General features: G+C 72.7%; 20 protein-coding genes. 11 read left to right on the top strand and 9 right to left on the bottom strand.

Annotated features, from left to right (window positions below; all coding sequences use genetic code 11):
* The first annotated feature begins 50 nt into the window (after positions 1-50).
* Positions 51-1,397, top strand: a complete 1,347-nt coding sequence (locus ACFU8V_RS07960; protein WP_025102977.1) for a hypothetical protein — start codon at positions 51-53, stop codon at positions 1,395-1,397.
* Here ACFU8V_RS07960 and ACFU8V_RS07955 read toward each other — a convergent pair.
* Both ACFU8V_RS07955 and ACFU8V_RS07950 read right to left on the bottom strand, forming a co-directional pair.
* A complete protein-coding gene (locus ACFU8V_RS07955; protein ID WP_378870285.1) occupies positions 1,343-4,825 on the bottom strand; it encodes a UvrD-helicase domain-containing protein in 3,483 nt (1,160 codons plus the stop codon). The two genes, ACFU8V_RS07960 and ACFU8V_RS07955, sit on opposite strands and share 55 nt — an antisense overlap.
* Positions 4,822-8,031, bottom strand: a complete 3,210-nt coding sequence (locus ACFU8V_RS07950; RefSeq protein WP_378870282.1) for an ATP-dependent helicase — start codon at positions 8,029-8,031, stop codon at positions 4,822-4,824. The genes ACFU8V_RS07955 and ACFU8V_RS07950 overlap by 4 nt, the downstream gene beginning before the upstream one ends.
* 151 nt (positions 8,032-8,182) lie before the next feature.
* On the opposite strand from ACFU8V_RS07950, the gene ACFU8V_RS07945 reads away from it, so the two are divergent.
* Together ACFU8V_RS07945 and ACFU8V_RS07940 are read left to right on the top strand one after the other, a co-directional pair.
* On the top strand, positions 8,183-8,407 hold the full coding sequence (locus ACFU8V_RS07945) for a DUF3107 domain-containing protein (protein ID WP_025102974.1): 225 nt from the start codon (positions 8,183-8,185) through the stop codon (positions 8,405-8,407).
* 7 nt (positions 8,408-8,414) lie between these two features.
* A complete protein-coding gene (locus ACFU8V_RS07940; protein WP_378870279.1) occupies positions 8,415-8,702 on the top strand; it encodes a hypothetical protein in 288 nt (95 codons plus the stop codon).
* 1 nt (position 8,703) lies between these two features.
* On the opposite strand, the gene ACFU8V_RS07935 is transcribed toward ACFU8V_RS07940, so the two are convergent.
* Positions 8,704-9,417: a ferritin-like fold-containing protein gene (locus tag ACFU8V_RS07935; RefSeq protein ID WP_249521505.1), complete on the bottom strand. Its 714-nt coding sequence runs from the start codon at positions 9,415-9,417 to the stop codon at positions 8,704-8,706.
* A 193-nt stretch (positions 9,418-9,610) separates the two neighbouring features.
* On the opposite strand from ACFU8V_RS07935, the gene ACFU8V_RS07930 reads away from it, so the two are divergent.
* Entirely contained in the window at positions 9,611-11,131 is a 1,521-nt protein-coding gene (locus tag ACFU8V_RS07930) for a DEAD/DEAH box helicase (RefSeq protein ID WP_378870274.1), read from the top strand.
* A 6-nt stretch (positions 11,132-11,137) separates the two neighbouring features.
* Here ACFU8V_RS07930 and ACFU8V_RS07925 read toward each other — a convergent pair whose 3' ends face one another.
* Complete coding sequence (locus ACFU8V_RS07925; protein WP_378870272.1) at positions 11,138-12,046, bottom strand: DUF817 domain-containing protein; 909 nt, start codon at positions 12,044-12,046, stop codon at positions 11,138-11,140.
* A gap of 62 nt (positions 12,047-12,108) precedes the next feature.
* Positions 12,109-12,972, bottom strand: coding sequence for a PHP domain-containing protein (locus ACFU8V_RS07920; RefSeq protein ID WP_378870269.1), 864 nt, complete (start codon positions 12,970-12,972; stop codon positions 12,109-12,111).
* Positions 12,973-13,086: 114 nt separating this feature from the next.
* Between ACFU8V_RS07920 and ACFU8V_RS07915 the strand changes: the two genes are divergently transcribed.
* The gene (locus tag ACFU8V_RS07915) at positions 13,087-14,109 is read left to right on the top strand and encodes an endonuclease/exonuclease/phosphatase family protein (protein WP_025102968.1); all 1,023 of its coding nucleotides are present in this window, start codon (positions 13,087-13,089) and stop codon (positions 14,107-14,109) included.
* Between the two features lie 35 nt (positions 14,110-14,144).
* Entirely contained in the window at positions 14,145-15,566 is a 1,422-nt protein-coding gene (locus ACFU8V_RS07910; RefSeq protein ID WP_062633672.1) for an aminopeptidase P family protein, read from the top strand.
* A 33-nt stretch (positions 15,567-15,599) separates the two neighbouring features.
* On the opposite strand, the gene ACFU8V_RS07905 is transcribed toward ACFU8V_RS07910, so the two are convergent.
* On the bottom strand, positions 15,600-16,277 hold the full coding sequence (locus ACFU8V_RS07905; RefSeq protein WP_126894432.1) for an alpha/beta family hydrolase: 678 nt from the start codon (positions 16,275-16,277) through the stop codon (positions 15,600-15,602).
* Complete coding sequence (locus ACFU8V_RS07900; protein WP_238695679.1) at positions 16,274-16,978, bottom strand: general stress protein; 705 nt, start codon at positions 16,976-16,978, stop codon at positions 16,274-16,276. The genes ACFU8V_RS07905 and ACFU8V_RS07900 overlap by 4 nt, the downstream gene beginning before the upstream one ends.
* Before the next feature lie 87 nt (positions 16,979-17,065).
* Between ACFU8V_RS07900 and ACFU8V_RS07895 the strand changes: the two genes are divergently transcribed.
* The 4 genes from ACFU8V_RS07895 to ACFU8V_RS07880 are packed head-to-tail and all read left to right on the top strand — an operon-like array spanning position 17,066 to position 20,490.
* A complete protein-coding gene (locus ACFU8V_RS07895; protein ID WP_126894431.1) occupies positions 17,066-18,334 on the top strand; it encodes a magnesium transporter MgtE N-terminal domain-containing protein in 1,269 nt (422 codons plus the stop codon).
* Positions 18,334-18,855, top strand: coding sequence for a DUF1003 domain-containing protein (locus ACFU8V_RS07890; protein ID WP_025102963.1), 522 nt, complete (start codon positions 18,334-18,336; stop codon positions 18,853-18,855). The genes ACFU8V_RS07895 and ACFU8V_RS07890 overlap by 1 nt, the downstream gene beginning before the upstream one ends.
* On the top strand, positions 18,852-19,973 hold the full coding sequence (locus ACFU8V_RS07885) for an Mrp/NBP35 family ATP-binding protein (protein ID WP_062766417.1): 1,122 nt from the start codon (positions 18,852-18,854) through the stop codon (positions 19,971-19,973). Before ACFU8V_RS07890 ends, ACFU8V_RS07885 begins: the two co-directional genes overlap by 4 nt.
* Before the next feature lie 22 nt (positions 19,974-19,995).
* Complete coding sequence (locus ACFU8V_RS07880; protein ID WP_338565725.1) at positions 19,996-20,490, top strand: YcxB family protein; 495 nt, start codon at positions 19,996-19,998, stop codon at positions 20,488-20,490.
* Between the two features lie 4 nt (positions 20,491-20,494).
* Here ACFU8V_RS07880 and ACFU8V_RS07875 read toward each other — a convergent pair whose 3' ends face one another.
* Positions 20,495-20,869, bottom strand: coding sequence for a Sec-independent protein translocase TatB (locus ACFU8V_RS07875; RefSeq protein WP_338565724.1), 375 nt, complete (start codon positions 20,867-20,869; stop codon positions 20,495-20,497).
* A gap of 90 nt (positions 20,870-20,959) precedes the next feature.
* Between ACFU8V_RS07875 and ACFU8V_RS07870 the strand changes: the two genes are divergently transcribed.
* Positions 20,960-21,598, top strand: coding sequence for an O-methyltransferase (locus ACFU8V_RS07870; protein ID WP_378870260.1), 639 nt, complete (start codon positions 20,960-20,962; stop codon positions 21,596-21,598).
* An 82-nt stretch (positions 21,599-21,680) separates the two neighbouring features.
* On the opposite strand, the gene ACFU8V_RS07865 is transcribed toward ACFU8V_RS07870, so the two are convergent.
* Complete coding sequence (locus ACFU8V_RS07865) at positions 21,681-21,854, bottom strand: DUF3117 domain-containing protein (protein WP_071328210.1); 174 nt, start codon at positions 21,852-21,854, stop codon at positions 21,681-21,683.
* Between the last annotated feature and the right edge of the window lie 4 nt (positions 21,855-21,858).

The following is a 21,858-nucleotide window of genomic DNA, read 5'->3' as shown; positions in this document are numbered from 1 at the left end:
ACGGGCGTGGCGGAGGCGGGACCGCCCCTGAGCCGACCTACCCTGGGGGCATGGGACGCTCTCCATTCACTCTAGCCGCGGCGGTGACGGCCGCACTTCCCGGCGCGGAGGTCACGGGCACCCGGGCGCTCACCGCGGACGGCGACGGGCGCTTCGACTCCGCCGTCGCCTCGCTCGCCGACGGCCGGGAACTCGCGATCCGCGTGGCTGACGACGATGACGCGGCGCGGGAGCTGGCGGCGGAGGCCCTGGCGCTGCGCGCCCTCACCGACGGTGCGCGTGCCATGCTGCCGTTCCGCGCCCCCGGCTACATCGGCGAGACCAGGGTGGGCGAAGGGCGTGCGCTCGTGACCGAGCTGCTCCCCGGCTTCCAGATCGAGGCGTCGATGGTGCCCGCCGGACGCGGCGCGGCGGAATCCATGGGAGCCGCGATCGCCGCCGTGCACGGGCTGCCGACGTCGGTCGTCCGCGGCGCCGGGCTCGTGATGCGCAGCGCCGAGGAGAGCCGCGCCGAGCTGGAGCGCCTCGTCGACACCGCGGCCGCCACCGGACACGTCCCTGCCCGCCTCACCGTGCGGTGGCGGGACGCCGTCGCCGACGACGACCTCTGGCGCTTCGAGTCGACCGTCGTGCTCGGCGGCGTGCAGGCGACGTCCTTCCTCTTCGACGACCACCCCGAGCGCGGCCCCGAGGTCACCGGCGTGATCGGCTGGCACGGTCTCGCGGTCGGCGATCCGGCACTCGATCTCTCCTGGCTGTCCGCGGCTCCCGACGCGGCGGCCGACGTGCACGGCGCCTACGCCCGTGCCATGGACCGCACTCCCGATGCCGGGCTCGAGGTCCGCGCGCGTCTGCTCGCCGAGCTGGAGTTCGCGCGCTGGCTCGTCCACGGCGACGCGCTGCGGCGCGAGGACATCGTGGAGGACGCTGCGGCGCTGCTCGAGGCTCTCGCCGACGGCCTCCGCCATGACGACCTCGGCGTGCCCGGCGACCGACGTTCGGACGTGGACTCCGCCATGGACGCGCTCGACCGCGTGCCGGTGGCGGCCGCCCCCGAGGTGGACACCTCGATGCAGACCGACGCCTACAACCCCGAAGAACTCTGGGCGGCGGAGGCGGACGACGCCGACCGCGACGCCCCGGCGGCGGCGTCGACGGACGCGGAGAAGCCCGCGGATGCACCGTCGCAGCCGGACGCGGAACGCCGCGCCGCGGTGGCGAGCATCGAGACCGAAGACCTCTCCGGCGTCGCCCAGGCGTTCGCCGAGACGCGCGGGAGCGGACGAGCTGAGCACTCCGCCCCCTCGTCCTCCCCCGCAGCCGACGACGACTCCGAGGAGGCTCAGCGCGCGGCGCGGGCAGCGCTCCAGCGCTGGAAGAGCTCCTCCTCCGAGTAGACGCGATCCCCGCGGATGACGAGGTCGTCGGCCACGTAGTACAGCGCCACGTCGATCTCCTCCAGCGGGACACCGAACCGTCGGTGGTACGCGAGCCGATAGAGGGCGAGCTGCAGCATCCGTTCCTCGCGCTCCTGCGGCGTCCGCGGCGCCCGCCCGGTCTTCCAGTCCACGATCTCGATCCGTCCGCCGCGGTCGGCGCGTCGATACACCGCATCGAGCTTGCAGATCACGATGTGCGCGTCCGCGGCGCCGGCACCCGTCCCCGGAAGGCCGGCGCCCAGCGCGAAGTCGATCTCGATCTCCACGGCGAGGGGCTGCAGCGGCCCCCACTCGCTCCGCTCGAAGGTCTCCTGCAGCGCCGCGAGGTCGGCGGCATCCGCCGCTGCCCCTGACCCCGGAGCGCCCGGTACGCTGTCGCCCTCGGGCTCGTCCTCGTCGATCTCCCAGAGCGCCTCATCGACCCGGGTCCCGACGCCGACGAGCTCGGAGCGCTGCTCCACCCACGCGTGGAACAGGGTCCCCAGACGGGTCTGGCGGTACGGACGCTCCGGCATCGGACGCACGAGCGAGGACAGGGTGCCGGTGTAATCCGTGACGTAGTCCTTGAACCGGGAGGCGGGCACGCGGGTGGGAGCCTCCGCGTCCGTTCCGTGCTGGCGGGCCGCCCGCTCATCGAGGAGCCGGCGCAGCTCCTCCGTCGGAACGGCGGCGTCGTCGTGCAGGGCCTCCTCGACGAGCGCGGCCGCGGCGGTCACCACGGCGCGCCTCCCGCCGAGGGGATCGAGCGGCCAGTGGAGCGTGGCGCCGGGACCGTCGTACGGGTTCTCGTCGGGATCGACCGGCGAGATCTCGTCGAGGCTGAGGACGTCGATGGCCTCGAGGAGGTACGGGCTCGGTGTGCGCGGCGCCTTCTGGCCCGCCCAGTGGGCTCCGCTGAGCAGAAGATCGCTCTTGGCGCGGGTGATCGCCACATAGGCGAGGCGACGCTCCTCCTGGCGCTGATACTCCCGGTAGGCGTCCTTGAAGCGCTTGAGCGCGCCACCGTGCGGATTCGCCTTCGTCACACCGCCCGACAGCGACGCCTGGGCGCGCTTCTGCCGCGTGCCGGGGTCGGTCTCCCCCGCCATCGCCTCCTCCGGATCCCAGACGAAGCGCGGGAGCGCATCCCGGTCTCCGCGCAGCGCGAAGGGAACGACGCCGAAGCCGAACCAGCCGGAGGTGTCGGACACGCGTCCCGGCAGCTCGTCGACCACGAGGCGCACGACGGCGACCGCGTCCCACTCCAAGCCTTTCGACCCGTGGATCGTGAGGAGCTGCACGACGCCGGGCTCCGGCGGCTCCGGGCGCGGCATCAGCTCGTCGGTGCTCTCGGCCTTGTCGAGCCAGGCCAGCAGACTGCCGATCGTGCCGCGCTCGTCGGCGGCGAGGAACGCGCGCACCTCGTCGGCGAACGCCCGCAGCTGGGTCGCTGCGACGCGCGCGGGACCTCGGGTCTCGTTGGCGGCGAGCTCGATGTCCAGCCGCAGCTCCAGCTCGATGAGCCGGATGAGCTCCGGGATGGGCTGGGACGACGCGCGACGCAGACGCTCCAGCATCTCCCCTGCCGCGCGGATCCGGGCGCGTCCCTCCGGCGTGATCCCCTCGAGCAGGCGGTAGTCGTCCCGGACCGCGCGCACGATGTCGACCGCGTCCACGATGGAGACGGCCTCGTCGGCACCGCGGGAGGAGCGGAGCCGCACCCTGACCTCGTCGGGCAGGGGCATGAGGGCGGTGTCGCGCTCCGCGAGTGCGCGCCCCAGCTCGTAGAGCGCCGCCATGTCCGCCACCCCGACGCCGAAGCGCGGGCCGGTGAGGAGCCGGATCAGCGCCGAGCCCGCCGTCGGATCGTGCACCACCCGCAGCGTCGAGACCACATCGACGACCTCGGGCGTGGCGAGCAGGCCGCCCAGGCCGAGGATGCGGTGCGGGATGCCCCGCGCGGCGAGCGCGCCGGCGAAGGTCTGCATGTGGCGCTTGGACCGGAACAGGATGGCGCCGGTGTGCGGGGAGGCCGAGGTCGCCTCGTGGGCGGCGCGGCGTTCGGCGAACCAGGCCGCGACCTCGGCGGCCTCGTCGTCGACGGTGAAGGGGTAGCGCACGGCGACCGTGCCCTCCCCCGCGCCCGGCCGCGGCTCCAGCGGCGGCACATCGAGTCCGGGGCGCTGCAGCGGCTCGAGCACCCGATTGGCGACGTCGAGGATCCTCCGGTCGTTGCGCCAGCTCGTCATGAGGCTGTAGGTGCGCACGCCGCCTGCACTCGAGAACGACCGGGGGAACGCATACAGGTTGTCGGCACTGGCCCCGCGCCAGCCGTAGATCGACTGGTGCGGATCGCCGACGGCCATGACGGCCGTGTCGCGGAACAGCTCCGCGAGAAAGCGCGTCTGGATCACGGAGGTGTCCTGATACTCGTCGAGCAGCACCACGCGGTGCTGCTCGCGCAGCTCGGCGCGGACGTCCGGCGCGGACTCGACGATGTCGTACGCGCCGGAGACCTGGTCGGCGAAGTCGAGCACGCCGCGGCGATCCTTCTCGGCGATGTAGTCCCGCACGAGGCGGGTCAGGGTCGGGAGGGTACGCAGGTTGACCGCCGCCTTCTCGACGTCGGCGTGGGAGCGGTAGGGCTCGAACGCCGCGGCCTGCGCCGCGGCGAGGCGTTCCGCCTCCGCGAGGTCGACGCGGTGGTCGAGGGCCTCGCCGGCGAGCCGCTGCACGGCGTCGATGACCGTCCCCAGGGCGTAGTCGACCTCCTCCAGTTCCGGCAGGTCGCTGCGGAGCACGACCTCCCGCGCCAGCATCCAGGAGGCCGCTTGGCTCAGCATCGCCACATCCGGATCCCGGCCGATGCGGGCGGCGTGCTCGCGGACGATGCCGTCCGCGAAGGCGTTGTAGGTCGACACGCGCGGGCGGATGAGGAGGTCGTCGGCGGTGCGGACCGCCGGCTCTCCGCCCGTGCCGTGCTGCCGGGCGAGGTCGTCGAGGACCTGCGCGCGGACGAGCTCCCGCTGGCGCCCCGGCGCGGCGTCCGCCACCCGGCGCAGCGCTCCTCCGGCGACGATCTCCGGGAGGTGCGGGAGCAGACCCCGCCGCCCGTACTCGTCGACGACGGCGAGGCGGGCGCCGATGCGCTCCGCCAGCTCCCCCGCCGCCTTGCGCGTGAACGTGAGTCCGAGGACCTCGTCCCGGCGGACGAGCCCGTTCGCGACGAGCCAGACGACCCGGGCCGACATGGTCTCCGTCTTGCCGCTGCCGGCTCCGGCGACGACGAGGGCGGGCTCGAGCGGGGCCTCGATCACCTGCTGCTGGGCGGGCGTCGGGGTCGGGAGTCCGAGCGCGGCGGCGATATCGGTCGCCGAGAGCACGGCGTCCGCGGGTCCTGCGGTCATGCGCTCACCGCCGGGACGGTGTGGATGCGGCACGGATGCACCCGGCGCTGGGTGTCGGCGCAGTGCGCCTCGACCTGAGCCGAGAAGCTCGCCGCCGACATGCCGCGGGCGACCTCCGCGACCCGGCGCAGGAACTGCGATCGGGCCTCGGCGTCCAGAGCATGCTGATGCGCGACGCGGTAGTCGCTCTTGGCCAGCGTCTTCGAGACGATGACGAGCCGCGCGCCCCCGAGCGAGCCCGGCGCGGCGCCGGGCACGAGACCCTCCTGCACCGCGATCTGATACGCCGCGAGCTGGGCGTGCTGGACGACGCCGCCGTCCGACTCCGGATCGGTCTTCCCGGTCTTTAGGTCGACGACCACCGTGGTCCCCTCCGGCCCGCCGGCCATCGTCTGCCAGCCGCGGCCGCGCGCCGGGCCGTGTTCGCCGGCACCGGGCGGGTACGCCTCGACCCGGTCGATGTAGCCGTGCACGATGGCACGGTGCCCGCGGTCCACTCCCACCGGGTGCACCGTGGGCTCGGCGGTCGCACCGGACACGTCGACGGCGAACCGGAACTCCACCTCGCTGCCGAGGACGCGCCCGCCGTCTCTCCTCACCTCGCCGAGGTAGCTGTGCAGCCGGTCGACGAACAGGTCGGCGCGGCGGCGCTCCTTGCGTCCGATCCACGCCGTCTCGAAGTCGAGTTCCGGCCAGTGCTCCTCGACGATCTCCCGCATGCGCGCGAGATCGCCGTCCGGTACGCGCTCCATCGCCTCGTGGACGATCGTGCCGATACCGGCCGTCGGCGGCATGACCGTATCGCCCCCGAGGGCCGAGACGACCCAGTTGAGACCGCACTCCTCATACGACTCCACGGCCGAGGGCGACACCCGTGCGCCGTTCGCGGCGAGATCGCGGAGCGGTGCCGCGGTCGACGGCGCCGTTACTCCGTACCAGTCGTGCGGATGCGCACCGGGCACCCCCTCCCTGGCCAGGACGGCGAGCTGGGCGGCGGCCTCGCGCCGCGCCTGCTCGGCGGGGGCCGTGGTGAGCACGCGACGGTGCCGCGCGACGAGCCCGCGCAGCGTGAGGGGGTGTTCCGCCGAGGCATGGCGCTCCGGCGGCTCCGGCGGCGGCAGGAATCCGAAGAACGCGCTGGGCGACAGGTCGTCGTCGTCCACGGCGGTGATGAGCAGTCGATGGCGCGCCCGGGAGAGCGCCCGCACGAACAGGCGCAGCTCGTCGTGCAGAGCGGCGCGACGCCGGTCGAGCACGCCGGGCACCTCCGCCGGCAGGCCAGAGCGCGCCGCGATCAGCGCGTCGGCGAGCCGCCAGGTCTGGAGCAGCCCGCCCCGCAGCCGCACGTTGGGCCACACGCCGTCCTGCACCCCGGCGACGACCACGGCGTCGAACTCCGTGCCGAGCGCTGTGGCCGGCGTGAGCAGCGTCACCGTGCCCGGCCGCTCGGGCGACGACAGCGTGTCCTCCGGCACCTCGCTGTCGAGGATGTCGCGCACGAACACCTCGGGACGCTCGTTCGGGGTGCGCTCGACGAAGCGCTTGGCCGCGTCGAAGAGGGCCACGAGGGCGTCGAGCGACCGCGCCGTCTCGGCGCCGGTGGGCAGCAGCGAGATCTCCCGCCACGCGACGTGCAGCCGCCGCCCGTCGACGGCCCTGGCCTGCTCCCAGATGCGCCACAGGAGGTCGTGGATCGTCTCGCCCTCCGCCGCCGCACGGGCGACGCCGGCGACCGTCTCGGCGAAGCGCTCGGCGGTCCGCGACTCGGGCGCATCGATGAGCGTCAGGGTGGCCGGCGCCGACATCGCCGCGCGCAGCAGCTCGCGCGCCGGGGTCGACCCGCCCTGCCCGAGTTCGAGGTGGCGGAGCCGCGCGCGCAGCCGCCGCAGCGCGATCGCATCCATGCCGCCGAACGGTGTGCGCAGCGCCTCCTCCCAGGCCTGCACCGTGCGCTCGTCGTCCGGGGTCAGCGCGAGCCGGACGATGCCGACGATGTCGCGCACGATCCCCTCGCTGCCGAGCGGGCGCTGCACACCGGCGGCCCTCGTCGGGATCTCGCGCGCGGCGAGCTCGGTCTCGAGGGCTGTGACCTGACGGGTGTCATGGGCGATGACCGCCATCCGCTCCCACGGGATCCCGGCGCGGAGATGCCAGTCCCGCATGACCCCGGCGATGCGGTCGAACTCCTCGTAGGGCGACGGGGCGAGGAAGGTCGACACCTCGGCCTCGTCGTCCTCGGCCGCGGGCGCCGGCGCCCGCCGGTGCTCGACCCGTCCTGACGCCCCGATCGCCTGCGTCACCGTGCGCGTCAGCGCGGTCAGCAGGGGGCGCTGCCGGTGCGCGCCGTCGAGCACGTGCACGGTGCCGAGCGCGCCGGTGAGCTGCGCGAACAGCTCGGGACTGGCACCGCGGAAGGCACCGGAGGAGATGTCGGGATCGCCGAACGCCTGCACCGCGACGCCCCGCTCCCGGAGCGCGCGCACCACGCCGACCCCGCCGCGCGTGAGCTCCTGGGCGTCGTCGATGAGCACCACCCGCAGCGGTGCGAGCGGTCCGAGGGTGGCGCCGTCGGCGGTGCGGAGGATCCCCGCCGCCTCGCTGAGGAGGTCGGCGGTGTCACGGTGCGCGGCCCGCAGGGCGTCGAGCACCGCGCGGTACTCCTCCACGAAGTCGGCGGCCGCCGTCCACACCGCGTCGCCCGTGGCGCGCAGCTCCGCCGGGCTCGCCCCCAGCTCCGTGCATTCCGCGAGGAAGGCGCGCAGCTCGGAGCGGAAGGCCTTCGAGGCGCGGACCGGCTCGCTGAGCGCCGGAGGCCAGGAGATGCGGGCGTCCTCGGCATCTCCGGCCAGCAGTTCGGCGATGATGCGATCCTGGTCGGCGCCGGTGAGCAGCGCCGGCGGCTCGACGCCTTCGCGGACCATCGCCCCGCGGACCAGCTGGAACGCGAACGACCCGAGCGAGCGTGCCAGTGGCCCTGGCGTCGCCTGGCCGATGCGCACGCCGATCCGGTCGCGCAGCGCGGTGGCCGCCTGCCGGCTCGGGGTGAGCGCCAGCACCTCCTCCGGACGCAGCCCCTCGACCTCGAGGAGCTGCACGACCCGGTCGACGAGCGTGCGCGTCTTACCCGTGCCGGGGGCGCCGATCACGACGCCGGATGCGGTCGGCGGCGCCGTGATCACAGCTCGCTGCGCGGCATCCGACATCATCCCTCCACGCTATCGGGAGGCGCGGACATCGGCGTCGAGGGCGGGGCTGCTCGCGGGTTGTGCGCTCAGGGCGAAACGGCCCCCGTCACCGGTCTCCGCCGCCGGCTGCGCGATAGAGTTGGGCGAGTCCGACGACCTGCAAGGAGCACCCGTGGAAATCCGCATCGGCATCATCAACACCGGCCGCGAGCTGAGCTTCGACACCGCTGCCACGGCGGACGAGGTCCGCACCCAGGTCTCCGCGGCACTCGAGCAGAGCGCCTCGCACCTGAGCTTCGCCGACGTGAAGGGCAACTCCTACATCGTGCCGACCGCGAACCTCGCCTACATCGAGCTGGGCACCGAGGAGTCGCGTCGCGTGGGCTTCGTCGCCTGACCCGCGCATGTACATCCTCCTCGCCCTCGTCGGCGCCTGCGTGCTCGGGATCGCCGCGCACTTCCTGATCGGCGGTCGCGAGCTGCGGGGCGTCGCCCTCGCCCCGGCGATCGCGACGGCCGTCTCGGCGATCGTCTACACAAGCCTGCAATGGGCCGGCGTGGGCGAGGACAGCGTCTGGCTGTGGCTCGCGAGCATCCTCGGCGCGGTGGTCGTCGCGGCGCTGGCGACCGCGGCTCTCACCGCAGGGCGTCGACGCGGTGACGCGCAGACGAAGGCCGCGCTCGGGATCTGAGCTACGACGCGAGTCCCATCGCATCCATGCGGCGGGCGTGCGCTCCCATAAGCTCGGTGTACACCGGCTCGATCCGGGCCTCCTCCACGGCGAGGAGCTCCGGCCGCAGGGCCGCACGGCAGACGAGGATCGTGTCCCCCACGAGGCGCCGTGCCCACATGGACAGCAGCGAGCGCCACTCCTCGTCGCTCTCGATCGTCTCCTGGATGATCGCGACGATCTCGTGGCGCGCATCATCCTCGCGCAGGATCTCGGCGACCCGCCGCCCCGTCTCGCCGTAGCTCGAGGCGAGCGCGAGGTAGAAGTCGTCGAGCATGCCCGCCGTGATGTAGACCGCGAGCAGGGTCTCGCGCGGGCGCGCCCCGATGGTCTTGCGCCGGAACGCGTCCAGGTGCTCGCGGAACGGGAGCATGAGCTGCGTCGGGTCCTGGCCGCGTGCCGCGATGATGTCGACGATGCCCCGGTGCTTGGTGAGCGCGGCACCGGCGGCCCGGGACAGCGACTCCTTCTCGGACAGCTCGGGAGTCGCGCGGATGAGCCGCGTCAGCGTCTCGAAGTAGCCGAGCTGGAGGTAGGCCGCCTGGCCGAGGAACCGGTCGAGCTCGGGCGCCAGCTCCGCGAAGTCGACACGCGTCGCATCGCTCTGCTCGCCGCGGCTGCGCAGCGCCAGGGTGCGTCGCGGCGCGGCATCGCGCTGCCAGAACCACTTAACCACGAGGTGTTCCTCCCGAGTCGGCCACGTCGTTCACAATACTCGGGCGACGGCGTCCTCCCTGTCCGGAGCCGCCCCTCCGGTAGGCTGGGCGTGTCCCCGCCGTCGGAGCGGGGCCCCGCGCCTGTGGCACACGAGACGGCGTGGCTCCGTTTACGAGGCGATCGCGAGGTCGCCGGACAGGCATCTGAACACAGTGACAAGTTTCGCCGAACTCGGCATCGACCAGGACATCGTCGACGCACTGGCAGCGAAGGGCATCGTCGATGCCTTCCCCATCCAGGAGCAGACCATCCCCCTCGGCCTCCCCGGCCAGGACATCATCGGGCAGGCCAAGACCGGTACCGGCAAGACCTTCGGCTTCGGCATCCCGGTCGTGCAGCGACTCGGGAAGGACCCGGAGCCGGGCGTCAAGGCCCTCATCGTCGTCCCCACCCGCGAGCTCGCGGTGCAGGTCTACGAGGACATCGACCTCCTCACGAGCAACCGCTCCACGAGCGTCGTCGCCATCTACGGCGGCAAGGCCTACGAGGGGCAGATCGACCAGCTCAAGGCCGGCGCGCAGATCGTCGTCGGCACGCCGGGTCGTCTCATCGACCTCGCCGGCCAGCGCCTGCTCGATCTCTCGAACGCGACCGAGGTCGTGCTCGACGAGGCCGACAAGATGCTCGACCTCGGCTTCCTCGCCGACATCGAGAAGATCTTCCAGAAGGTGCCGGCGGTGCGGCACACCCAGCTGTTCTCCGCGACCATGCCCGGCCCGATCGTCGCGCTCGCGCGGCGGTTCATGACCAACCCCATCCACATCCGCGCGAACGATCCGGACGAGGGTCTGACGCAGGCGAACATCAAGCACCTCGTCTACCGCGCGCACTCGCTCGACAAGGACGAGGTCATCGCGCGCATCCTGCAGGCCGAGGGGCGCGGCAAGACCGTGATCTTCACGCGGACCAAGCGCGCGGCCCAGCGCCTCGTCGACGAGCTCACCGACCGCGGCTTCAACGTGGGCGGCGTGCACGGCGACATGGGCCAGGACCAGCGCGAGCGCTCCATGGCCGCGTTCAAAGCCGGCAAGAAGGACGTGCTCGTGGCGACGGATGTGGCCGCGCGCGGTATCGACGTTGATGACGTCACGCACGTCATCAACCACACGATCCCCGACGAGGAGAAGACCTACCTGCACCGCGCGGGACGCACCGGCCGCGCGGGGAAGACCGGCATCGCCGTCACGTTCGTCGACTGGGAGGACCTGCACAAGTGGGCCCTCATCAACCGCGCCCTCGAGTTCGGCCAGCCCGAGCCCATCGAGACCTACTCCTCGAGCCCGCACCTCTACACCGACCTCGACATCCCCGAGGGGACGAAGGGCCGGCTCGTGAGCGCGCCGAAGAAGGAGGCGGTCAAGACCGAGCGCTCCCGTCGCCCGGAGCGCGCTGCCGACGCCGCCGCCGAAGGGACCGGGGAGGGCGGCACGCGCCGCCGTCGCCGCCGCCGCACGGGTTCCACGCCCGTCGGCTCGACCTTCGCCGAAGGGGCGACCGAGGGCGGGTCCGCCGAGGGCTCGACCCCGCAGGCCGCCGACCGGGGCGCCGAGGGCGCCGGCACGCACGACGGCGCCGGCAAGGAGCACCACGACGGCAAGCCCGCTCCCGCGCGTCGCCGCCGCCGTCGTCGCGGCGGCTCCGGCACCGGAGCGGCACCCGTCGCGGGCGCCTGATCCGCATCACCGTCGTCCGAGGGGCGCCGCACGGTCTTCCGTGCGGCGCCCCTCGTTCTGCAGGAGCGCGGCCGGGACCTGCGGCGGGTAGACCCAGGCGACGAGCACGACCGAGATGATCATCAGCAGGAACCAGGAACTGAGCTTGCTCAGCGACACCGGCTGCCATCCCTCCGCCTGGTCCGGGTAGGCCCAGGCGCCCGCCCACGTGCCGATGTTCTCGGCGAGGTAGATGAACACCGCGACGCCGGCGAACACGACCAGGAGCGGCAGGCGAATGGTGCGGCGCCACACGCGCGCGTGCAGGATCGTGGGCAGCCAGAGTACGACCACGGCGGCGAGGAGCACCCACCGCGCGTCCCACCACCAGTGGTGGGTGAAGAAGTTGATGTAGATCGCCGCGGCCAGCACGGCCGTCATCCACCGCCGCGGATAGCGGGTGAACCCGAGGTCGAACAGCCGGTACACCCGCACCATGTACGAGCCGACCGCGGCATACATGAAGCCGCTGAACAGCGGGACGCCGCCGATGCGCAGGATGCCGTCCGCGGCGTACGCCCAGGAGCCGACGTCGGTCTTGAACAGCTCCATCGCGGTCCCCGTGATGTGGAAGAGCACGATCACCCAGAGCTCCCGTCCGCTCTCCAGCCGGAACACGAGCATCGCCACCTGGATCAGGACGGCCGCGATCGTCAGGGCGTCGTTGCGGGCGAGCGCCGCGTCGTCGGGATACCAGAGGCGGGCCGCGATGATCACCACCAGGAGCGCCGCGCCGAACACGCACGCCCACGCCTGCTTGAGCACGAACACGACGAACTCGGCGAGTCCGGCGCGGAAGCCCGTCGTCGGCACCGCGCGGAGGACACGACGGGCGGCCGCATCGACGCGGCGCTCCAGGGAGGTGGCACGTTGCATGCCTCGGACCGTAGCGGTCGGGGTCGACAGAACGCCGGGAGACCGCCGACAGTCCGCCGGGCTCAGGGACGCCGCGGCGGGGTGCCCGTGGCGCGGTCGATGATGCGGGCCACCATGGCCTCCGTGGTGGTGTTCTCCCCCGGCACGTTGGGCTTGCCCGTGCCGTGGTAGTCGCTGGACCCGGTGACGATGAGGTCGTGTCGTTCCGCCAGCTCGCGAAGGAGCCGCTTGCCGGCGGCCGTGTTCTCTCGATGGTCCACCTCGAACCCGGCCAGCCCCGCCTCGAGCAGCCGCTCGATGTACGGCATTGGCATCATCCGATCACGGCCCGCCGTCACGGGATGCGCGATGATCGCCACGCCTCCCGCCTCGGTGAGCAGTCTCACGGCGGTCAGCGGGTCCGGCGCGTAGTGGGGCTCGTAGTAGCCCTCCCTCGGGTGCAGGATGCCGTCGAAGGCCTCCCCCCGATCGCGCACGATGCCGCGGGCCACCAGGGCATCGGCGATGTGGGGACGGCCGACCGTCGCGTCGAGCGTGGTCTGGGCGAGGACGTCGTCCCAGTGCAGGTCGTAGTCGCGGCCGATGTTGCGGACGATGCGCTCCGCGCGCCCGATCCGGTCGTTCCGGATCCGGTCGGTCTCGGCCCGCAGCGCCGCATCCTCCGGATCGAAGAGGTAGCCGAGCACGTGCACGCTGCGCCATTCGTGCTTGGCGGAGAGCTCCATGCCCGGAAGGAAGGTCATACCCAGGGCGACGGCGGCGTCGCCGGCCTCCGCCCAGCCGGTGGTGCGGTCGTGATCCGTGAGCGCCGCGGTCCGCACCCCGTGCCGATGCGCCTGTCTCATGACCTCGGCGGGCGCCTCAGTGCCGTCGGAGTGGTTGGAATGCAGGTGCAGGTCGGCGGGACCGGCGGGCGGAACGGGCATCCTCCGAGCGTACCGAGCGCCGACGCGCGTGGCGCGGAATCCCGGACACCGATCGCGGCGACGAGCCGGTCCTGAGGCAGGGACTTCACAGGCGGCGCTTCTAGGCTGGACGGGATGTTTCGACTCCTGGGGATCCTGCTGACCGTCCTGTTCGCGATCGCGACGGCGGTCGTCGTGTGGCCGCAGTTCTTCCGCCTCGAGCAGACTTACCCGTTCGCTCAGCTCGTCGCCGCCCGCGGCCTCGTGCTCGGCGGCTTCCTGGTCATCGCGGTGCTGGCGCTGCTGCTCCTGCTCGCCCGGCCGTTGCGGGGCTTCGCGGCGTCCATCCTGATCGTCGCGCTGCTCGGTGCCGCCGCGACCGGCGTGATCGGGGCGACGCGGGGGTTCGGCGTGGCCGCCCTCCCCGAGCGGACCGACACGAGCCTGCGGGTGCTCACCTGGAACACGGCGGGTGAGGCCGTCTCCGCCGAGCAGATCGCCCGGGAGATCCTGGAGCAGGAGGCCGACGTGGTGGCGCTGCCCGAGACCACCGAGGAGGTCGGCGAGCGGATCGCGCTCATGCTGCGCGAGCAGGGGCATCCCATGTGGGTGCACCACGTGCAGTTCCGCCCGGACGTGGAGGACGGTCCGCAGTCGTGGCAGACCACCGTGCTCGTGGCTCCGGAGCTCGGCGAGTACTCCGTCATCGAGTCGTCGAAGGACGGGAGCAACAACACCGGATCCGTGCCCAGCGCCGTGCTCATGCCCATCGACGGCGATGGCCCCACGATCGTCGCCGTGCATGCCGTCGCGCCGCGCATGGAGGAGATGCAGCAGTGGCAGAGCGACCTGCAGTGGATCGCCGACCAGTGCCCCGCAGGTGACTTCATCCTCGCCGGCGACTTCAATGCGACCGTGGATCACATGGCCTCCCTCGGCATCGACGGCGGCGACATCGGGTACTGCCGCGACGTCGCCTCCCGGACCGGCAACGGGATGTCCGGCACCTGGCCGAGCTCGTTCCCCGCTCTCGCCGGCGCCCCCATCGACCACGTGATGGCGTCGGCCAACTGGCGCCCCACGGGCTCCGCCGTGCTCGACGACGCCGGGGGCAGCGATCATCGCGCCCTCATCGTGCAGCTCGAGCCGGCCGGCTGATCACGCCGGGGGCCTCCAGGTGAGAGACTGGACGGATGAGCACCGGAGAAAACGACACGATCGCTGACGAGACCGTCGAAGCCCCCGTCGAGAACAGCTCGACCAACCGCAAGCAGCCCTTCCCGCAGGGCTTCCTCGACACCATCTCCACCGGCTGGGCCGAGCGTCCGGAGACGCTGCCCGCGCCGCGCGCCCAGGCTCCGTACGCCGAGCGCCGCCGCGCCGCCGTCTCGGCCGCGTTCCCCGGCAAGCGCCTCGTGATCCCCGCCGGCTCGCTCAAGCAGCGCAGCAACGACACCGACTACGTCTTCCGCGCGCACTCCGCCTTCGCGCACCTCACCGGCTGGGCCTCCGACGCGGAGCCGGACTCGGTGCTCGTCTTCGAGCCGACGTCCGACGGACACGACATCACCCTGTACTTCCGCGAGCGCGCCGACCGCACCACGACCGAGTTCTACGCCGACGCTACCGTCGGCGAGTTCTGGATCGGCCCGCGCCCGTCGCTGGCCGGCGTCGCCGCCGACCTGCAGGTGGCCACGGCGCACCTGCACGAGTTCGCCCCGGTCGACGGCGAGCTCGTCCTCGACGAGGACGAAGCCCTCACGCGTTTCGTCTCCGAGCTGCGCCTCATCAAGGACGACTTCGAGATCGCCGAGATGCGCCGGGCCGTGGCGATCACGGCGCAGGGCTTCGACGACATCATCCGTGAGCTCCCGGCCGCGGTCGCGCACGCCCGGGGCGAGCGCGTCGTCGAGGGCGTCTTCCACCGCCGCGCCCGCGAGGACGGCAACGGCGAGGGCTACGACACGATCGCCGCGTCCGGGCCGCACGCGTGCTACCTGCACTGGACGCGCAACGACGGCACGGTCGTGCCGGGAGACCTCATCCTCGTCGACGCGGGCGTGGAGGCGGACAGCCTCTACACCGCTGACATCACCCGCACGCTGCCGGTGTCCGGGACGTTCACGGACGTGCAGCGCCGCGTCTACGAGACCGTGCGCGAGGCCGCCGACGCGGCTTTCGCAGCGGCGAAGGTCGGTGTCCGCTTCCGTGACGTGCACGCCGCGGCGATGGCCGTGATCGCCGAGCGCACCGCGGAGTGGGGCCTGCTCCCGGTCACCGCCGAGGAGGCCCTGGACGCGGACAAGGGCGGCCAGCACCGGCGCTACATGGTGCACGGCACGTCGCACCACCTCGGCATCGACGTGCACGACTGCGCGCAGGCGCGCCGCGAGATGTACTACGACGGCATCCTCACGCCGGGCATGGTCTTCACGATCGAGCCGGGGCTGTACTTCCAGATCGACGACCTCACGGTACCCGCCGAGCTGCGCGGCATCGGCGTCCGGATCGAGGACGACATCCTGATGACCGAGGACGGCCCGGTCAACCTCTCCGCGGACATCCCGCGCACGGCCGACGAGGTCGAAGCCTGGATGGCGCGACTGCAGGGCTGACGACGGGAGGGAGTGGGGCCGCGGCCCCGCTCCTCACCCCCGCAGCGTGCTGACGAAGGCGTCGACCACGGGCGCCAGGTCCGCGGCGACGTCCGCCGGCGGCCGCCGCCGGCCCTTCACCTCGAAGGAGTGGCCGCCACCCTCGACCCAGTGCACCCGCGCGTCGTGACAGGACGCGACGGCCTCCTCGAGCTGGGCGATCGGCTGGATGAACGGGTCCGCGGTGCCCTCCACGAAGAGCTGCGGGACGGTGATCGAGGGGAGATGGGCGATCCGCGGCTTGTCCGGACGCCCCGGCGGGTGGAGCGGGTAGCCGAGGTAGACGAGGCCGTCCACGACGAGCCCCTCTGCGACGGCCAGGGACGCCATGCGCCCGCCGTAGGACTTCCCGGTCGCCCACACGGCCGCATGCGGCGCCCGTGCACGGGCTTCGGCGACCGCGGCCTCCCACGTCGCGACCGCGTGGGCGGCGGGACCGGGCATGCGGCGCCCCTGCTCGGCGTACGGGAAGGAGAAACGCAGCGTCGAGTAGCCGAGTGCGGCGAGGGCCCGGTCGAAGCCGACGAGGAACGGGTGGTCCTTCCCCGCTCCGGCCCCGTGGGCGATCAGCACGACGTCATCGCGGGTGCCCGGCGTCCAGTCGGCGGACACCGGGGTCGTGCCAGCGGGCAGGACGACCTCGATCCGGACGGCGGAGGGCTCCGGGGTCACCGCACGGATCCGGGGGTGCCGGTCTCCGGGTCGGCGGGCCGCGGCGGAAGACCGGGCTCAGGAGCGGGAGCAGGCTGAGGAGCCGGGCCGGGCTCAGGGGCCGGAGCAGGCTCAGGGGCCGGAGCAGGCTCAGGGGCCGGAGCAGGCTCAGGGGCCGGAGCAGGAGCGCCCTGCGGGATCCGCTCGCCGTACTTCGGCGGCTCGTCCAGGTTCACCGGAGGACGCACGGGGGCGACCCGCTGCGCGCCGAGGACCTGCCGCGCCTTCGCCAGCGACCCGGGCTGCACGGTCACCTCGTAGTGGTCCGCGGCGAACTGCGTCACACTCGCGAAGTCACGGCGGCGACGCACGATGGCGTAGGTGACGAGACTCAGCAGCATGCCCACCGCGACGCCGATGAGGACGAAGCCGACGAACAGCTGGATCGGCACCTCCGGGTTGCCCAGCACGAGGATCGCCGACAGGAAGAGGCCGATGAGCACCCCGTTGATCGCTCCCGACCGCGCGGCCGCGGCGTAGCCGAGCCGTCCGGTCACCCGCTCGACCGTCCGCACGCTCTGCCCGACGATCGCGATGTCGCGCGCAGGGACCTCTCCGGCGATCAGCTTCGACACCGCCTTCTGCGCGCTCTCGTAGTCGCGCATGGAGGCGACGATCTCACCGGTGTCCGTGCCGCTCGCGGGGCGATTCAGCATGCTCATCCGGCTATTCTTCCACGTCGTGCCTCGCGGCCGGCCGAGCGACCGCCCCGACAGCCGCCCCGGCACGCCGCGGGCTACGCTGGTCGAGTGAGCACACAACGGGTTTTCGCCGCGCGCCTGGCAGGGTGCGCCGTCTTCGATCCCGTCGGCGACCGGCTCGGCAAGGTCCGGGACGTCGTCGTCGTGTATCGAAGTACCGCGGCCCCGCGCGTGATCGGACTGGTCGTGGAGATCCCCGGCCGGCGCCATGTGTTCCTCTCGATCGGCCGGGTCACGTCGATCCGGTCCGGGCAGGTCATCACCACCGGCCTCATCAACGTGCGGCGCTTCTCTCCCCGCGCCGGCGAGGTGCGCGTCCTCGCCGAAATGCTGGGCCGGCGGGTGAGTCTGACCGACGGCAGCGGCACCGCGGTGATCGAGGACGTGGCGATCGAGCCGAACCGTCTCGGCGAGTGGGCGATCAGTCAGCTCTTCCTGCGCCGCCCGAAGACCGGCGCGTCGCCGTTCGCCAAGGGCCCGACGACGTTCGCGGCCTGGGGCGAGGTCACCGAGGAGCACGCACCGGGCGAGTCGCAGTCCGCCGAGCAGCTCGTCGCCTCGTACTCCGAGCTGCACGCCGCGGATCTCGCCAACACGCTCCTCGACCTCCCGCAGCAGCGGATGATCGAGGTCGCGGAGGAGCTCTCCGACGATCGCCTCGCCGACGCCCTCGAGGAGATGCCGGAGGACGAGCAGGTGCACATCCTCGACCGCCTCGGCGAGGAGCGCGCGGCCGACATCCTCGATCAGATGGAGCCGGACGACGCCGCCGACCTCCTCGCCCAGCTTCCGCCCACCCAGCTGGAGGAGTTGCTCCAGCGGATGGAGCCGGAGAAGGCGGAAGACGTGCGGATGCTGCTGCGCTACGGTCCCGACACGGCCGGCGGTCTGATGACCCCGGAGCCGATCATCCTGTCCGCCGACGCCACGGTCGCCGAGGCCCTGGCGCTCATCCGCCGCCACGAGCTGCACCCGGCCCTGGCGGCAGCGGTGTTCGTGACGCTCCCACCGTTCGAGACGCCGACCGGGCGGCTGCTCGGCCTCGTGCACTTCCAGCGGATGCTGCGCTATCCGCCGCACGAGCGGCTCGGCGCCATCCTCGACGACAGCCTCGAGCCGGTGCCCGTCACCGCCTCCGCCGCCGAGGTCGCCCGCATGCTCGCCAGCTACGACCTCGTCTCCCTGCCCGTGATCGACGCGGCCCACCGCCTCGTCGGCGCGATCAGCATCGACGACGTCCTCGACTACCTGTTGCCGGACGACTGGCGCACGCACGACAGCGACGACGTCGCCCCGCCCGTGACGGAGGCGCGCTGATGGCACGCAAGGAGCGGGCCGCCCGCCTCGACGCGCCAGGACGGACGAGCACCCGCCCCCGGTCGACCTCGCGCGACCGCTTCGGACGCTTCACGGAATGGGTCGCCCGTGCCATGGGCACGCCGGCGTTCCTCGTCATCCTCAGCCTCTTCTGCATCCTCTGGATCGGCTGGAACACGCTCATGCCCCGCGAGGTGCGCTTCGACGACGCCGCGCTGGGCTTCACCGCGCTCACCCTCATGCTGTCGCTGCAGGCCTCGTACGCCGCACCGCTGATCCTCCTCGCGCAGAACCGCCAGGACGACCGCGACCGCGTGCAGATCGAGCAGGACCGGCAGCGCGCCGAGCGCAACCTCGCCGACACCGAGTACCTCGCCCGCGAGATCGTCGCGCTGCGGATGTCGCTGGAGGAGCGCAACGCGCAGGTGGTCACCCGCGACGTGCTGCGGCAGGAGCTCCGTGCCCTGCTGGCCGAGCTGGGCGACGCCGAGGAGAAGCCCGCAGGCGGCACCGCCTCATGACCGCGGCCGAGAGCGTCAGAGCCGCGGTGGCGGCGGTGACCGACCCCGAGCTGCGGCGGCCGATCGGCGACCTCGACATGGTGCGCGACATCACGGTCGAAGACGGCGTGGCGCATGTGGGCATCGTGCTGACGATCGTGGGGTGCCCCGCCGCCGACCGCATCGAGCGCGACGTGCGCGGTGCCGCCGCCACGGTCCCCGGGGTCACGGGCGTCGAGGTCGAGGTGGGCGTAATGACCCCGGCCGAGCGCAAGGCCCTCACCGAACGGCTCCGCGCGGGTCGCCCCGCCCGGCACATGCCGTTCGGGCCCGATTCCCTCACCCGCGTGATCCTCGTCTCCAGCGGCAAGGGCGGCGTCGGGAAGTCGACGGTCACCGCGAACCTCGCCGTCGCCCTCGCCGATCAGGGCCTCGCCGTCGGCCTGGTGGATGCGGACGTGCACGGCTTCTCGATCCCCGGTCTGCTCGGCATCCCGGCCGGCACGCAGCCGACGCGCATCGACGACCTCATGCTGCCGCCGGTGGCCCACGGGGTGAAGACCATCTCGATCGGGATGTTCCTGCGCGACGGGGAGTCCGTCGTGGCCTGGCGCGGACCGATGCTGCACCGCACGGTCTCGCAGTTCCTCACCGACGTCTTCTTCGGCGATCTCGACGTCCTGCTCATCGACATGCCGCCCGGCACCGGGGACATCGCCATCTCGATCGGGCAGCTCCTCCCCCACGCCGAGGTGCTCGTGGTCACCACGCCGCAGGCGGCGGCCTCCGACGTGGCCATCCGCAGCGGACTCGTCGCCCGTCAGACCGGTCAGCGGGTGATCGGCGTGATCGAGAACATGTCCGCGTACACCCTCCCCGACGGCACCGTCATCGACCTGTTCGGTGCGGGCGGCGGAGCGGCGGTCGCGGAGGCCCTGTCCGCGCCCGACGCGCCGGTCCCCCTGCTCGCCTCCATCCCGCTCAGCCCGGCGCTCCGCCAGGGCGGGGACGAGGGCGTCCCGGTCGTCACCTCGGCGCCGGACGACGCCGCCGCGCAGGCGATCCGCACGATGGCCGCCGCCCTCGCCCGACGGGGCCGGGGCCTGTCCGGCCGCTCGCTGCCCATGTCGATCGGATGAGCACGCGTGGGAGGATGGACGGATGCCGCACCGCTCCGTGACCGTGGATGAGGGACTGCTGCGGAGGATGGCGCGCGACGCGGCCGTCTACGCGCTCACCCGTCCCGTCGCGATCGTGATGTGGGTCGCACTGGCGGCGGGACTCGTCCTCTCCGTCTTCACCCTCAACGACCTCCTCTCCACGGGAGCCGAGGTCAGCGCGATCATCGCCTGGATGCCCGTGGTCACGGTGGGACTGGGCGCCTACGCGGTGCTCCTGACCACCTCGAGCGCCCGGCGCGCCGTGCGGGCCGCGATGCCGGTGGAGAGCGTCGTGTGGGTCGCACTCGAAGAGGATCGGCTGCAGTTGGGAAGCGATCGTCGTCGTTCCGAGATCCCCTACGCCACGTTCCAGAGTCTCCGCGTCGGACGGGACGCCGTGATCTTCAAGGTGCGCGACGCCTCCGTCGCCACCGCCATCCCGCGCTCGCTCTTCAGCGACGAGGAGCTGGCGACCCTGCGGACGCGGATCTCCTGACGGCTCAGGTCGCCTCGCTGTCGAACGGCGGGCGGTCCTCCGCGCTGAAGGTCGGCGGCGCGGTGCGCGGGGCCACCGGCTCGGCGATCGTCGCCGTCGCCTTCGCGGGGGTCGCGGGCTCCGGCTCCTCGAGGAGCGCGTCGCGGATGATGCGCCGGGGGTCGTACTGCCGCGGGTCGAGCTTGCGCCAGTCCACGTCGTCGAGTTCCGGTCCCATCTCCTCGCGCACACGGGACTTCGTGTCGCGGATGTACTCGCCGGCCCTGCGCACGATGCTCGCGAAGGCCTCCGCGGCACGCGGCAGACGCTCGGGGCCGATGATCAGCACCGCGATCAGGCCGATGAGCAGCAGCTTCTCGAAGGTGAGGCCGAACGTCATGTGACCAGGCTACCGCCGCGCCTGCGGGCTCTGCGCGCGGTGAGCGAATACCCTGGACACGTCAGCCATGCACGCAGGGAGAGGCAGGTCATGAGCGAGCACGACGCCAACGCGCGCTTCCTTCGCGAGTCCATCGTCGAGCCGGAGACCATCGCCCGCGCTCGCGCCCACGCCGTGGAGCTGGGAGCGGCCCCGATCAGCGCGGTCGTCGGCTCGCAGATCGCCGTGCTCGCCGCCGCCGGAACGGCGCGCTCCATCGTCGAGATCGGCACCGGCGCCGGCGTCTCCGGACTCTGGCTGCTGCGCGGGGCCCCGCACGCGGTGCTGACCTCGATCGACAACGAGCCCGAGCACCTCGCCGCCGCCCGTCAGGCGTTCGCGGACGCGAAGGTGCCCGCCACCCGCGCGCGGTTCATCGCCGGCCGCGCGATCGACGTGCTCCCCCGCATGAACGAGGCGTCGTACGACATCGTCCTCGTCGACGCCGACCCCGAGAACGTCATCGAGTACGTCTCGCACGGTCTCCGCCTCGCCCGCACCGGCGGCCTGGTGCTCGTGCCGCGCATCCTCGCCGGGGGCCGGGTCGCCGACCCTGTCCAGCGCGACGACGTCACCTCCGCCTACCGATCGCTCGTCCAGGAGACGCAGGAATCATCGGCCGTGCTGGCCACGGTCTCGCCCGCGGGCGAGGGCCTGCTGCAGCTGATCCGCCTCGACGACCGGGTCTGACCGGGTCCGCCGACGCGAAGAGGGCGAGGGATCCGCGGATCCCTCGCCCTCTTCGCGTCGCGCTGCAGCGGACCAGGTACGATCAGGCCGGGGCCACGACGGCACCGAGCACGTCGTGAAGCTCCTTGGCCTCGGCGTCGTTCACGGAGACGACCAGGCGGCCTCCTCCTTCGAGCGGAACACGCACGATGATGAGTCGTCCCTCTTTCACGGCCTCCATGGGTCCGTCTCCGGTCCTCGGCTTCATCGCTGCCATCGTG

Origin of the sequence: Microbacterium sp. NPDC057658 (genome assembly GCF_042799975.1) — a bacterium.
GTDB lineage: Bacteria > Actinomycetota > Actinomycetes > Actinomycetales > Microbacteriaceae > Microbacterium.
The sequence above is the reverse complement of the archived record's forward strand: the minus strand, read 5'-3'. Positions and strand labels throughout refer to the sequence as shown.